General features: G+C 36.8%; 10 protein-coding genes and 1 riboswitch. Of the genes, 1 reads left to right on the top strand and 9 read right to left on the bottom strand.

The window, feature by feature from the left end:
• Positions 1 to 216: 216 nt before the first annotated feature.
• The 8 genes from dnaB to serS form a co-directional block, all read right to left on the bottom strand.
• On the bottom strand, positions 217 to 1617 hold the full coding sequence (gene dnaB / locus LIX58_RS04280) for a replicative DNA helicase (RefSeq protein WP_126564581.1): 1401 nt from the start codon (positions 1615 to 1617) through the stop codon (positions 217 to 219).
• Positions 1618 to 2357: 740 nt separating this feature from the next.
• Positions 2358 to 2804, bottom strand: a complete 447-nt coding sequence (gene rplI / locus LIX58_RS04275) for a 50S ribosomal protein L9 (RefSeq protein WP_126564582.1) — start codon at positions 2802 to 2804, stop codon at positions 2358 to 2360.
• Positions 2801 to 4768: a DHH family phosphoesterase gene (locus tag LIX58_RS04270; protein ID WP_154838346.1), complete on the bottom strand. Its 1968-nt coding sequence runs from the start codon at positions 4766 to 4768 to the stop codon at positions 2801 to 2803. The genes rplI and LIX58_RS04270 overlap by 4 nt, the downstream gene beginning before the upstream one ends.
• Before the next feature lie 27 nt (positions 4769 to 4795).
• A complete protein-coding gene (locus LIX58_RS04265; protein ID WP_126564584.1) occupies positions 4796 to 5722 on the bottom strand; it encodes a YybS family protein in 927 nt (308 codons plus the stop codon).
• 85 nt (positions 5723 to 5807) lie between these two features.
• Entirely contained in the window at positions 5808 to 6776 is a 969-nt protein-coding gene (metX, locus tag LIX58_RS04260) for a homoserine O-acetyltransferase MetX (protein WP_126564585.1), read from the bottom strand.
• A gap of 72 nt (positions 6777 to 6848) precedes the next feature.
• Positions 6849 to 6952, bottom strand: a riboswitch (SAM riboswitch).
• Between the two features lie 98 nt (positions 6953 to 7050).
• The gene (locus LIX58_RS04255; RefSeq protein WP_154838345.1) at positions 7051 to 7380 is read right to left on the bottom strand and encodes an AzlD domain-containing protein; all 330 of its coding nucleotides are present in this window, start codon (positions 7378 to 7380) and stop codon (positions 7051 to 7053) included.
• On the bottom strand, positions 7377 to 8072 hold the full coding sequence (locus LIX58_RS04250; protein ID WP_154838344.1) for an AzlC family ABC transporter permease: 696 nt from the start codon (positions 8070 to 8072) through the stop codon (positions 7377 to 7379). Before LIX58_RS04250 ends, LIX58_RS04255 begins: the two co-directional genes overlap by 4 nt.
• Positions 8073 to 8515: 443 nt before the next feature.
• Positions 8516 to 9802, bottom strand: a complete 1287-nt coding sequence (serS, locus tag LIX58_RS04245; protein WP_226386111.1) for a serine--tRNA ligase — start codon at positions 9800 to 9802, stop codon at positions 8516 to 8518.
• A gap of 589 nt (positions 9803 to 10391) precedes the next feature.
• Here serS and LIX58_RS04240 point away from each other — a divergent pair.
• Complete coding sequence (locus LIX58_RS04240; protein ID WP_126564589.1) at positions 10392 to 11204, top strand: NAD(P)H-hydrate dehydratase; 813 nt, start codon at positions 10392 to 10394, stop codon at positions 11202 to 11204.
• A 542-nt stretch (positions 11205 to 11746) separates the two neighbouring features.
• On the opposite strand, the gene gyrA is transcribed toward LIX58_RS04240, so the two are convergent.
• Complete coding sequence (gyrA, locus tag LIX58_RS04235) at positions 11747 to 14416, bottom strand: DNA gyrase subunit A (protein ID WP_226386110.1); 2670 nt, start codon at positions 14414 to 14416, stop codon at positions 11747 to 11749.
• Positions 14417 to 14454 lie beyond the last annotated feature (38 nt).

The following is a 14454-nucleotide window of genomic DNA, read 5'->3' as shown; positions in this document are numbered from 1 at the left end:
AAATCGAACGTTGAGTTTTACACTTATCACTTCTCTTTTTGAAAATGAATTTAATCGATAAACTTTGAAAGTTCCTGTAATATCAACATTTCATAGCACATTTTTCAAAATGAAGAACACATACTTCAAAAAATGTGATTAGGTCTAAACAAAATAAAAACCGTACATTGAATTATAATTAATAAAAAATGTACGGTAAAAATATTTTTTAATTTATTATGTCATTTCAGCATGAGCATAATCAATATCTGTAAATTTATTGTATTGTTTCATAAAGTGTAGTTTCACGGTTCCAGTTGGGCCGTTACGTTGCTTAGCAATGATAATTTCAATTTCCCCATTATCATCATTAGATGGCGGTTCGAAATCTGTACTATCATCGTCATCTTCGCCTTCACCACGATTATAATAATCGTCACGGTATAAGAATGCAACAATATCCGCATCTTGCTCGATAGATCCAGATTCACGAATATCACTCATCATCGGACGTTTATCCTGACGTTGTTCTACACCACGAGATAACTGACTTAAAGCAATAACCGGACATTCTAATTCACGCGCAATCGCTTTTAACGTACGTGAAATTTCCGAAACCTCTTGTTGACGGTTATCTGAAAAGCGTGACCCACTACCTTGAATCAATTGTAAATAGTCAATCACAATCATGTCTAAACCATGTTCTTGTTTTAAACGACGACATTTAGAACGTAAATCTGTAATTCGAATACCTGGTGTGTCATCAATAAATATCTTCGTACGAGATAACTTACCAACTGCAATCGTAAAACGATTCCAGTCTTCTTCCGTCATTGTACCTGTTCTTAAACGGTTTGAATCTACATTCCCAGAACTACAAATCATACGCGTCGCTAATTGGTCTGCACCCATCTCAAGTGAGAAGATGCCTACAGTGTAGTTATCCTCATGCGTCGCTACCTTTTGAGCAATATTAAGAGCGAAGGCAGTCTTACCTACCGAAGGACGTGCTGCTAAAATGATTAAATCATTACGGTTAAACCCTGCCGTCATTTGGTCTAAATCACGATATCCTGTAGGAATACCAGGAGTCTGACCACTGTTTTGGTCAAGTTCCTCTGCTGTCTCATATACTTGCCCTAGAACATCTCTAATGTCCTTGAAACCATCGCTTTGACGGTTAGCGGATAACTCAAGTATACGTCGCTCTGCATCACTTAGAATTGCATCTAATTCTAGTTCATTATTATAACCATCATTGGCGATACTATCCGCCGTTTGAATTAATCTACGTTTTAACGCCAAATTAGCAACGATATTCGTATAATACTGAATGTTTCGTGTCGTCGGTACATTATTAGAGAGTTCCGCTAAATATTGAGGACCACCAGCTTCACTTAATGTACCTTCTTTCGTTAATTGATCCATTAACGTAACAACATCAATTTCGCTACTATCTTCATTCAAGTTCATCATTGCTCTGAAGATATGTTGGTGGGCACCTCGATAAAATGACTCAGGAAGTAGGGCCTCCTGAGTCGTTCCAATTAATTGTGGATCTAAAATAATTGCACCTAAGACAGATTGTTCAGCTTCATTATTATGGGGCATTTGTTTTTGATCATACATATTATCCATCAATCATCACACCTCTAAATCAATCCATCTCAAATTTCACAAATACAGTGCAACATTGTTCAATTATATTTTAATTCTTACTTTGATTATTTCTTATAATCATTCACTCATTCTGTTGTGACGCTTTCTTGCGGGAAAGGCTTAAGCCTGTAGTCTTAAGCTCTTTCTTTTCCGCCAAGAGTCGCACAACGTCATTCGTTGTCTATCTTAATCTATAAAAATTTATTTCCTTACCATGCTAATGCCTTGATTAGTTTAAATTCTAAAATCATTTACTTTATATAAGGATATTAGAAATTCTTTTAGAAACATATCGAATAAAGTAGCGAGACTCCTGTAGAAACAATACAAGTCAAAGACCTTAGAGTTACCCACAGACTTATCTGTGAGGTAATTCTGGCTGAGACTGTATCCACGGAAAGCGAAGCTAACTGAATAAGATAAAAGTTTCTAATTAGAATTTCTTAATAAAATATATGAGTACGTAAGTTAGATAATAACTCTGTTTCTAAAATTACAATTTCGAGTAATTCCACTTATGATAAAGTAATAAATTCTTTTTTAGAAAAAGAGAAATTTTGTGGTTGGCTAACGTAGCGTAGTTGAGCGACGCCTGAGGGAGCAGGATGAGTGTCGAGACCAAGGCTCGACCCAGCCCCCTAGGCAAGCGTCTCAACTTAAGCGAAGTTAAAAACCAACCTACAAAATTTCTTTCCGCTAGGAAAGTATTTGAAGAAGTATTATTTTTCTACTGTATGAACACGAATAGTTCCTTCAACCTCTTTGTCTAATTTTACAGGAACATTTGTATAACCTAACGCGTGGATACCGTGAGGTAAATCCATTTTACGTTTGTCAATCTTGATATCATGTTGTGCTTTAAGTGCCTCAGCAATTTGCTTAGTACTTACAGAACCAAACAACTTACCGCCTTCGCCTGTTTTCGCACTTACTTCAACTTCAATTTCTTCTAATTTAGCTTTTAATGCTTTCGCGTCATCAATCTCTTGTTGTCTATCCGCTTCAGCACGTTTATTTTGTTGTTCCAATTGTTTTAAATTACCTGGAGTTGCCTCAACAGCATAGTTATTTTTTAATAAAAAGTTATTAGCGTAACCTACTGGCACGTCTTTAACTTCACCTTTTTTACCTTTACCTTTAACATCTTGTGTGAATATTACTTTCATGCGTCTTCACTCCTACTCATTTGTTCAGTAATTGCTTGTTGTAAACGATTAATTGCTTCTTCAATTGTAAAGCCTTTAAGTTGTGTCGCTGCATTCGTTAAGTGACCACCGCCACCTAATGCTTCCATCGTTAATTGAACATTGATAGAGCCTAATGAACGTGCAGAGATACCAATTAAATCATCTTCACGTTTCGCCACAACATATGAAGCTTCAATACCTTCTAAACTTAACAACTCATCCGCAGCTTGTGCAACTGTAACGGGATGATAAATTTTTTCGTCAGAACCATGGGCAATCGCAATACCGTTATCTTGAACTTCAACCGTTCTAATCAATTCTGAACGATTAATATACGTATCAACATCATCTTTTAAGAAGTGTTGCGTCAAGATAGTATCTGCGCCGTGAGCACGTAAATAACTTGCCGCATCAAATGTTCTTGAACCCGTACGCAATGTAAAGTTACGTGTATCTACGATGATACCTGCGTACATTACTGTAGATTCTAAACGTGTTAAGCGTTGTTCAGTTGGTTGATATTCAAGTAACTCAGTCACAAGTTCTGCAGTCGAACTTGCGTATGGTTCCATATATACCAATAATGGGTTTGAAATAAAGCTTTCGCCACGTCTATGGTGGTCAATAACCACTTTACGGTTTGCTTTATTTAGAATATTTTCATCTAAAACCATTTCAGGTTTATGCGTATCTACGACTACAATCGTGGTTTTAGATGTCATCATATCCCAAGCCTCATCAGACGTTACGAAACGTTCTTTCAACTCGGGTTTCTTATCGATTTCATCCATCACACGACGTAACGTTGGATCGATATCTTCTTCATTTAATACAACGTAGGCTTCTAAATTATTCATTAGTGCGAAACGAGAAACACCAATTGCGGCACCAATCGCATCTAAGTCAGGACGTTTATGCCCCATAATAATCACTTTATCGCCTTCAGTTAAGATATCTTTTAATGCATGAGAGATAACACGCGCTCTTACACGAGTACGTTTTTCCATCGGGTCAGTCTTACCGCCGTAGAAACGCACGTTACCATTCATATTCTTAATAGCGACTTGGTCCCCACCACGTCCTAATGCTAAATCAAGACCTGATTGAGATAGTTCACCAAGATCGATTAAGTTCTCAGTGCCTTCCCCTACCCCAATACTTAGTGTTAATTGAGCGCGGTAACCGACACTCTTTTCACGTAACTGACTGAGAATTTCAAAGTTAGATTCTTCAATTTCAGCTAAAATCTTTTGATTTAAGTAAGCAACAAATTGATCTGAATTATAACGTTTGAAATAGATATTATACTCAGAAGCCCAACGACTAATGACACGCGTCACCATTGAGTTAATCTCAGAACGTTGTGTATCGTTCATATTTTGCGTGATTTCATCGTAGTTATCTAGGAAAAGCGTTGCAATAATTGGTTTCGATTCTTCGTACAATTCATTTGTATGTACTTGTTCAGTAATATCGAAGAAGTATAAACAATTCTCTTCTTCAGAATGACGTACATGATAATGATATTGACCATGTTCGATTTCAATTTCTTGAACCTTTTCAAGTTGCTTTAAAATGTTAGGAAACACTTCATTAACTGGTTCTGAAATGACATTTGTTTCTAAGTGTTCAGACATGTATTGGTTAATCCATTCAATATGATTGTCCTCATCAAGAACAACCAAACCAATCGGCATACGCTTAATTGCTTTATTACTTCCTGCCGACACATGACCACTCAAGTTATCCACATAATTATCCATTTTTAATAAGGCTTGTCTTACTAAGACGATACTGATAATAATCATGACTGCTAAGATTGCAGCCGCAATCGTTGCGACTAATGGCTTAAAAATAAACCATACGACAACAAGTGCTATCGCAGTAAGTACCATTAAAATGTAAGGTATCATTAATGCCTTTTTAGTGGATTGACGGTTCATTGTTCCACCTCTATTCGCTTTTTAAAGTCATTTTTTAATCATTCGTTTTAAATTAATTCCTAAATCAAGTACCCCAAGTAATGAAACAATATGTGTAAATGGCGTTATAATTGTCCCCACGACCATTAATAATATTGAAACACCGTCTGGCATACGTCTTGCTTTACCAAAGAAATGAATCAAGCTCAATCCTTGGATATACATCAATAATGATAACACAACTTCGAAATTTAACACGATACTTTGGAAAATACTTGGTTCAGTTGCCACCATGACACATAGCAATACAACCATATATATCCATAGTAATGAACGATTCATTTGCCAAGCAAATAGCGGTTTAAAAATAGGTGTTGCTACTTTAAATTTACGAAGAATTGGAAATGTAATAATTAGATTAATTAAAACAAAAATAAAGATTAAAATGATGATAAAACTTGGAAGTTGAACTGACATTTGTCGGAAGCCTTCTTCTAAAATCGTTTTATAATCTGATTCCACGCCTGCGGTTACAATCGCTTCATGCATTGTATCTTTAAATGGTTTAATTAGTGTTGAGGCACTTGGAATTTTTTTAAATACTTGTAATAACATCATTGCGACTAAAGTAAATATACTTAAATAAGCTGTGGCTATATATAAGATACGTTCTTTAGAAGCACGTTCTTTTAATAATTGGCCAATTACGAAACTAAATAATAAAACTAAAATCATGGCACTTAATACGAACGTATTACCTAATAAAGTGGTTAAGATTACGGTTACTAAAGCTCCAATTCCAAACGATGGTATCGATTTGTTCCATAGAATCACACCGGGAATGGTAGCGAATAGACATAATATTAAACCAAGAACTGGTAATACATACGTTACTAAAGCAACAACCACAAGTGCTAACGTTCCTAGAATGGTTGCTTTAGGATGTACTTTTGAAAACACATTCGCCACTCCTATACTTTTTTGACTATAACCTCTATTTTAACCTCTATGGAAGATTAAAACAAATAGCGCGAATGCTTCTTATTAGAAGTCTTTCCCATTATTTACGTTTGAAATGAGTGACCTTTAAGAAATGATAGAGTTTTGGCGCCCAGTCATTAAAGTTTAATAGGAAACCATCATGGCCGACATTATCTGGCACAAAGAAGTGACGATGATATTTAAACCGCTCCCCTACTGCTCTTACTTGATCATCTGGATAGAGTAAATCGTCTGTAAAGCCCATTGTTAAGACTTTCGTATCTAAAGACTGCAACACTTCATCTACATCATCACGACCTCGATCTAAATTATGACTATCTAATACATTTAACATAGTTAAATAACATGTTAAATCGTAGCTTTCTTTAAATTTGTCGCCTTGGTAGCGTTGATAAGTAACCACCTCATCTGGCGTAAAACGTTGATCGTAACTTTTAGAGGAGCGATAAGTAAGAAAGCCAAGTTGGCGTGCGATACTCAAACCTTCTTTGCCACCTAACTGAATGGCTTCACGTGCAATTTCATTAAAGGCACGACTATATGACGATGTTTTGTCCGTAGCAGCTAAGATGACTGCTTTATCTATTTGAAATTGGTTGTTATAGAGCAATTCCATCGCTTGCATACCACCAAGACTGCCCCCGATTAAGATATTAATTCTATCGAAGCCGAGTGCCTGAATGCCCTTTTCAATAGCTTTAACTATATCTCTTAGGGTTAATTGCTTTGGAAAATGTGGGTCCGTTAATGGCGAACTTGAACCGAATGGGCTACCAATTACGTTAAATGTAAGAAATTGGTAATCATAGATGGGCATGTAGCCACCATCAATGATTTCACGCCACCATCCTGGATGTTCATCTGTGCCATAGGTTAAATGATTACCTGTAAGGGCATGACAAACCACGACAAGTGGTTGACCTGAATAGCCTACATGTTCGTATCGTAACTGCAAATTCTCAATGGTTTCTCCTGATTCTGTCGTAAAAGATCCTAGGTTCAAAGTATCTACGGTATAATTTGTCATGCGATTACCTCCTTTAAAATAAAAACCGCTTCCTACTCTTGTTAGAAGAAGTAAGAAGCGGTTGTGCTTTAATACTTATCATTCGAGTAGTGTCTCGTTGGTTTTAGCACCGTACGTGAAGTTGCCGGTTGCTGAAGCTTCTTTGGGCCAAGTCCCTCTGCTTCTCATAATAAGGTTTCATGTTATTTTATTTATTTACACGTTAACTTTAGTTTGAATTTATTTTATCTGATTGTCGGTATAACTTCAATCGTCAGCTATTTGGGACTGCCTTTTAAAAGAAGAAACGTATCCCGGCAATAAGTGCGATGCCGACGAGTATAGTTATAGTCAGACTGCGTGTAACGAGTGCAATGATGACGGTTGGAATGGTTACGATGATATACGGGATGTTAAGTGTGTAACCTTGAACGCCTTCTTGTTGCACGATGATACCGTCTAGGATGAGTGCTGTGAACAATGTGATTGGGATGAATGATAACCATTTAATGACGGTTTCTGAGAGTTGTATTCGTGAAATCATCAAGAATGGTAGGATTCGAATAATTATGGTTACGAGTCCACATAAGACGATTAGGATAAACATATGCCAAGATGTTGTCATCGGTCCATCACCACCCCTAGTGTTGCTGCAAAGATGGATGCGATAAGGATAGCCACGTATGATGGCATGAACCAGCTTAAAATGAGCATCATCACAATGACACATGCGATTAATACGAGATATATTTTAATCTTTGAGCCTCTAATAGTTTCAAATTGTGCCATTGCCAGGAAAATGAACATGGCCGTGATGGCGAAGTCTAGCCCAAACATTTCTGGGTTAGAAATGTATTTACCGAATACGGCACCTGCTATGCTTGCGAGTGCCCAAAACGTATAGGCTGTGAGATTTAGACCGTGTAACCAGCGATCGTTAATCTTTTCCCCTTTTAAGTGAGGCGTAATGGCTACACCAAATGTTTCATCAGTAAGAATGGAAGACATGGCTAAACGATTCCAAAAGCCGTAATCTTTGTAGTTTGGTGCGAGTGTCATTGATAAGAGAAAGAAACGTGAATTTACAATTAATGTCGTTAAGACAATTGCAGACATAGGTGTACCTGTAATTACAAGTGCGCAAATAATAAATTGTGCTGCGCCTGCGTAAACGAGTAAGCATAGCAACAGAATTTCTAAAACACTAAAATGTTGGGAAGCCGTCACGATTCCAAATGACAATCCAATTCCGATATATCCTAATAATGTAGGAATACATTCTTTAACCCCTTGTTTAAATGTCACATGTGACGTCATCTAAGTACCCCCTTTGTTTAAATTTTGTATTAAAGAAAAAATGAATCTATAAGTAATTAAACTTAGTCTAATACACGCCCTGAATAGTAGCAATAGTCTTAGACGTAGGGTTGTGTGAAGTTAGACTGAAAGATGTGTTAAAACGTTGATATTAAGACATTTTAAAATGTCAGAATTTTAGAGAATCAAAGTAGAGTTACCTCTATAAGAGTGGTCTTATTTGATATATTTTACTGCGCTACTTTAGCAAGAAAAAGCAGTTTGTAGATGTAAAAAGGAGCGGGACAGAAATTAAAATAATTTCGTTGTCCCGCCCTGGCAAGGATGACTAGATTTGATTGCATTTTCAAATCAGTCAGCTACTGCCAAAATGCTAAAGTAGGCTGAGACATTTTATTATGTCCCAGCCACTTTTCTTAATAAACCTCTATTTAAATTTTAGATTAGTCATTTACTGGACGGATTTCAGTTTTACCACCCATGAATGGTACTAATGCTTCTGGGATTGTAATTGAACCGTCTTCGTTTTGATAGTTTTCAACGATAGCTGCGAATGTACGACCAACTGCAAGACCACTACCATTTAATGTGTGTGCTAATTCTGGTTTAGCAGAAGCGTCACGTTTGAAGCGGATGTTTGCACGACGCGCTTGGAAATCAGTACAGTTTGAGCAAGAGCTGATTTCTTTATAGTCGTTGTAACTTGGTAACCAAACTTCTAAGTCGTAAGTTTTACTTGCACTGAAACCGATATCTCCAGTACATAAGATAACACGACGGTATGGTAAACCTAATTCTTCTAAGATAGCTTCAGCATTTTGAGTCATATCTTCTAAAGAATCCCAAGAATTTTCTGGTTGTTCGAAACGAACCATTTCAACTTTGTCGAATTGGTGTAAACGGATTAAACCTCTTGTATCTCTACCAGCTGAACCCGCTTCACTACGGAAACATGCAGTTTGAGCAGTGAATCTTTCAGGTAACACGCCTGGTTGGATGATTTCGTCTCTGTAGAAGTTTGTTAATGGAACTTCTGCAGTTGGGATTGTGTATAAACCTTCTTTTTCAACTTTAAATAAGTCTTCTTCGAATTTAGGTAATTGACCTGTACCGAACATAGTATCTGCATTAACTAATTGAGGTGTCATCATTTCAGTATAACCGTGCTCAGTTGTATGTTTAGTAAGCATGTAGTTCATTAACGCACGTTCTAATAACGCACCGTCTCTAGTTAAGTAAACGAAACGTGCACCTGAGATTTTTGCAGCACGCTCGAAGTCAGCCATTTTTAATTCTTCAACTAAGTCCCAGTGTGCTTTAGGTTCGAAATCGAACTCACGAGGTGTACCCCATTTTTTGATTTCTACGTTATCTTCATCAGAATCACCTTGTGGTACATCGTCTGCGATTAAGTTAGGGATGCGAATTAAGATGTCTCTAATTTTATTATCTACTTCATTTAATTTAGCGTCGTTTTCTTTGATTTCATCGCCAAGTTCACGCATTTCTTTGATAACGTCATCAGCATTTTCTTTGTTACGTTTCTTTTGAGCGATTTCATCACTTACTTTGTTACGACGGGCTTTCATTTCTTCAGTCTTACCAATTAATTCACGACATTGGTTATCTAATTCTAATACTTCGTCGACAACCTTTGGATCGTCTCCACGTAACTCAATTTTACTCTTAACTTTGTCAGTTTCATCTCTAAATTGTCTGATATCTAACATTTAACATTCATCCTTCCCATTTTTGAAAAAATTATTAAGAATGGTCGCTACTTTTAAATAAATAAAAAAAGACCACATCCCTCACAAGGGACGTGGTCTACGCGTTGCCACCCTATTTAACAATTTAATACATAGATAATGTACTAAATTGCACTTTACTAAAATAACGGTTATTACCGATTGCTCACAATTGTAGGTAGATTCGCATAATCATTAATTACTTGTTCACACTCAACACAAGCTCTCTGAAATTAACGTGTTATGTTACTTGGCCTACGAACAATAACTTATTAAGTTATTTTTAATATAGCAAAGTCTTTTAGAATTTTCAAGCAATTGCTAATGTTAAATTTTCATTTAAGTAAACGCTATCATTTTCAATAATTCAGACTTTTAATTATTTCTCAGAATAGTGTTGACGAAAGTCTCTAGCAGGTATAGTATTTTCTATTGTATTTAAAGCTCATAAATGGCTGATCTTTCGCTACAGATTTAGAGTTCAGACATTGAAAATATAGGTGAAAACAGGGGCTTGGACGTAAAGAATATACACATTGTCCGGACCTCATAGATAGGGAGGGTTTTGTTCATGGAAACATTAACTACTGTTAATATTCCAAAACGTAAAGATGAAACACATAAAGGCGATTACGGTAAAATCTTGTTAATCGGTGGTAGTGCGAACTTAGGTGGCGCTATTATGTTAGCTGCTCGTGCTTGTGTATTTAGCGGCAGTGGTTTAATTACAGTCGCTACACATCCAAATAACCATGCAGCTATTCATTCACGCTGCCCAGAAGCAATGGTAACAGATATTAACGATACAAAAATGTTAACAAAGCTCATTGAAAATACAGATAGTATCTTAATTGGTCCGGGACTTGGCGTAGACTTCAAAGGTAATAATGCGATTACTTTCTTACTACAAAATATTCAACCTCACCAAAACTTAATTGTTGATGGAGATGCGATTACAATATTTAGTAAGTTGAAACCAGACATTCCAACATGTCGTGTTATCTTTACGCCACATCAAAAAGAGTGGGAACGTTTAAGTGGTATTCCTATTGAAGAACAAACTTATGAACGTAATAGAGAAGCTGTAGACAAATTAGGCGCTACAGTAGTCTTGAAAAAACATGGTACAGAAATCTACTTTAAAGATGAGGATTATAAACTTTCAATTGGTACACCTGCCATGGCAACAGGTGGCATGGGTGACACACTTGCTGGTATGATTACAAGCTTTGTAGGCCAATTCGATAGCTTAAAAGACGCCGTAACAAGTGCTACTTATACACATAGTTATATTGGCGAAAAGCTCTCAGAAAAAATGTACGTTGTACCACCTTCACGCTTGATTAGTGAAATACCATACGTCATGAAAGAATTAGAACACTAAGACTTGAAATCAAAACGCTCTGAACTTCTTATTTGAAAGAAACTCAGAGCGTTTATTTTATATAAAACTAGAAGTCGTAAATTTGAATCCATTTTTCCTTAACTAAATAGTTCAAAAATGGATAATGAAACGTAGTTGCATAGACTCCTATATTGATTGTTAATGAACATAAGTGCTATGCACTTATGTAAGTAGTTCTAAAATAAATAATGAAACGTAGTTGAGTGACGCCTGAAGGATTAATTTATTAATGAACGTAAATGCTTCCTCACTTACGTAAGTAGTTCTAAGATAATAACGAAACGTAGTTGCGTAGACTCCTAGGGTAGCAGTGCCAGTCGAAGACTACAGGCTGAGACGGCACCCCAGGAACGCGTAGCAACTTAAGTGAGTTAATATCTATCTAAGAACTACTTTACAAGACCAAGGCTCAACCCATCCCCCTAGGCAAGCATCTCAACTTAAGCAAGTAGACATCTACATAAAAACTACATAAAAAATAAGACTACCTTCATGAGAGGGTAGTCTTATTTTTTAAATTATTATTCGTTATCACTGTCGTTTTCTGAACTATTTTCAATATCTTCATTCACACGATCCATGAAGTCTTGTCTAAGTTCAACGCGTTCATTACTATTATCTTCTGTTGTTTCTGTATGAAGTGCATTACCTGGCGTAGCATCATCTACAACATGTTCACTTGGGCTTTCTGTACTTTCCGCATTAGATGTACCTTCTGCTTGAGCCGCTTCTGTCGTATCTTCATCTTCTGTATTGTCTTGAACCTTAGCTACAGTTGAAACAGATTGATCCTCGCCTAATTTCATTAGACGCACACCTTGTGTTGAACGACCAGTTTGTGAAATGTCGTCTACTTGTAAGCGAATAATAACGCCACCATTTGTAACCATCATTAAATCTTCATCGCCAGTTACTGTAGTGATACATACGATATTACCGTTACGCTCTGTTATAGTAGCGGTTTTAACACCTTTACCACCACGATTAGATAAGCGGTATTCACTTACTGGCGTACGTTTACCGTAACCATTTTCAGTAACAACTAAAACTTCATCTTCACTGTCTGCATGCGCGACGTCTAAACCAACTACAACGTCGTCTTCACGTAATGAAATACCTCTTACACCGGCAGCTGTACGACCTAATGGACGTAAACTATTCTCAGAGAAGCGAATCAATGATGCATGAGATGTACCAATTAGGATATCTTGGCTACCATCTGTTAAGCGTACCGCAATGAGTTCATCATCTTCTTTGAAACCAATCGCAATCTTACCATTCTTATTAATATGTGAGAAATTACTTAACGCAGAACGTTTCACAATACCGTTCTTAGTCGCAAATACTAAGAAACTATCCTCATCTTCAAGATCTCTTACCGCAATCATTGTACTAATTGTTTCGTCATTCTCAAGTTCAATCGCATTGATAACTGGAATACCTTTAGATTGACGAGAAAGTTCTGGCACTTCATAACCTCTAAGTTTATAAACACGACCTTTATTCGTGAAGAATAATACATTGTCATGTGTACTTAGCGTAACTAATTGGCTGACAAAGTCTTCTTCAAGCGTGTTCATACCTTGCACGCCACGTCCGCCTCTGTTCTGAGAACGGTACGTTGAAACAGGTAGCCGTTTAATGTAGTTATTATGACTTAATGTAATGACGATTTGTTCTTCTGGAATTAAGTCTTCATCTTCTAAATCATCTAAACCACCTAATTGAATTTCTGTACGACGTTCATCGCCGAAACGCTCTTTAATCTCAGTTAATTCATCGCGGACTAATTGAAGTAATACTTCTTCGTCTGCTAGAATCTCCTCTAATTCAGCAATATAGCTTAATAACTCATTATATTCTGATTCAATCTTGTCGCGTTCTAAACCTGTTAAACGTCTTAAACGCATATCAAGAATAGCTTGTGCTTGGCGTTCTGAAAGCTTAAAGCGTTCTTGTAACGTCTCCATAGCGATTTTATCTGTGTCAGATTCACGAATGATAGAAATGATTTGATCGATATGGTCTAACGCAATACGTAGACCTTCTAAAATGTGTGCACGATCTTTCGCTTTCTTCAAGTTATATTCAGTACGACGACGTACCACGATTTTTTGATGTTCTAAGTATTCTACTAACGCTTCTTTTAAATTAATTAATTTAGGACGGCCGTTTACAAGGGCAATCATATTCACACCAAATGATGTTTGTAATGGTGTTTGTTTGTATAAATTATTAAGAATAACATTCGCATTAGCGTCTTTACGTACATCAATCACAACTCTTACACCTGTACGTAAACTTGTTTCATCACGTAAGTCTGTAATACCTTCGATTTTTTTATCACGTACAAGTTCTGCAATTTTTTCAATCATACGTGCTTTATTCACTTGATATGGAATTTCAGTGACTACGATACGTTGACGACCGCCACCACGCTCTTCGATTTCTGCACGTGCTCGCATTTGAACGGAACCACGTCCTGTTTCGTAAGCACGTCGAATACCACTTTTCCCTAAAATTAAGCCCGCTGTAGGGAAGTCAGGGCCTTGGATATCTTCCATAAGTTCAGCGATTGTAACATCTGGATTCTTACTTAAATGTAATACACCATCAATGACTTCAGTTAAGTTATGAGGAGGAATATTAGTAGCCATACCTACTGCGATACCTGAAGCACCGTTCACTAAAAGGTTAGGGAAACGAGAAGGTAAGACTTCCGGCTCTCTTTCAGTACCATCATAGTTATCTAAAAAGTCAATTGTATCTTTATTGATGTCGCGTAACAGTTCCAATGTAATCTTTGTCATTTTGGCTTCTGTATAACGCATAGCCGCAGCACCATCGCCGTCCATTGAACCAAAGTTACCTTGACCATCTACAAGTGGATAACGATAGCTAAACGTTTGTGCCATTCGGACCATGGCATCATAAATTGAAGAGTCACCGTGAGGGTGATATTTACCCATTACGTCCCCAACGATACGAGCTGATTTCTTATAAGGTTTATCAGGTGTCATCCCTTGTTCATTTAAACCGTATAAGATACGACGGTGTACAGGTTTTAAACCATCACGCACATCAGGTAAAGCACGTGAAACGATAACGCTCATTGCATAGTCTAAGAATGATTCACGCATTTCGCTGGTTATATTTCGTTCATTAATTCTTGATTGAGGTAAGTCAGCCATCAAGATATCCTCCTTCTATCATCACTTAAAAATGAATA

This window comes from Staphylococcus sp. Marseille-Q1834 (assembly GCF_916858875.1).
Taxonomy (GTDB): domain Bacteria; phylum Bacillota; class Bacilli; order Staphylococcales; family Staphylococcaceae; genus Staphylococcus; species Staphylococcus pragensis.
Note: the sequence above shows the minus strand (reverse complement) of the source record. Positions and strands in the feature narration are given on the sequence as shown.

What these genes read in the sequence shown, in the direction of transcription:
- rplI (WP_126564582.1), bottom strand. Translation starts at nt 2,804, where the DNA reads ATGAAAGTAATATTCACACAAGATGTTAAAGGTAAAGGTAAAAAAGGT.
- LIX58_RS04250 (WP_154838344.1), bottom strand. Translation starts at nt 8,072, where the DNA reads ATGACGTCACATGTGACATTTAAACAAGGGGTTAAAGAATGTATTCCT.
- LIX58_RS04270 (WP_154838346.1), bottom strand. Translation starts at nt 4,768, where the DNA reads ATGAACCGTCAATCCACTAAAAAGGCATTAATGATACCTTACATTTTA.
- gyrA (WP_226386110.1), bottom strand. Translation starts at nt 14,416, where the DNA reads ATGGCTGACTTACCTCAATCAAGAATTAATGAACGAAATATAACCAGC.
- serS (WP_226386111.1), bottom strand. Translation starts at nt 9,802, where the DNA reads ATGTTAGATATCAGACAATTTAGAGATGAAACTGACAAAGTTAAGAGT.
- LIX58_RS04240 (WP_126564589.1), top strand. Translation starts at nt 10,392, where the DNA reads ATGGAAACATTAACTACTGTTAATATTCCAAAACGTAAAGATGAAACA.
- LIX58_RS04255 (WP_154838345.1), bottom strand. Translation starts at nt 7,380, where the DNA reads ATGACAACATCTTGGCATATGTTTATCCTAATCGTCTTATGTGGACTC.
- dnaB (WP_126564581.1), bottom strand. Translation starts at nt 1,617, where the DNA reads ATGGATAATATGTATGATCAAAAACAAATGCCCCATAATAATGAAGCT.
- metX (WP_126564585.1), bottom strand. Translation starts at nt 6,776, where the DNA reads ATGACAAATTATACCGTAGATACTTTGAACCTAGGATCTTTTACGACA.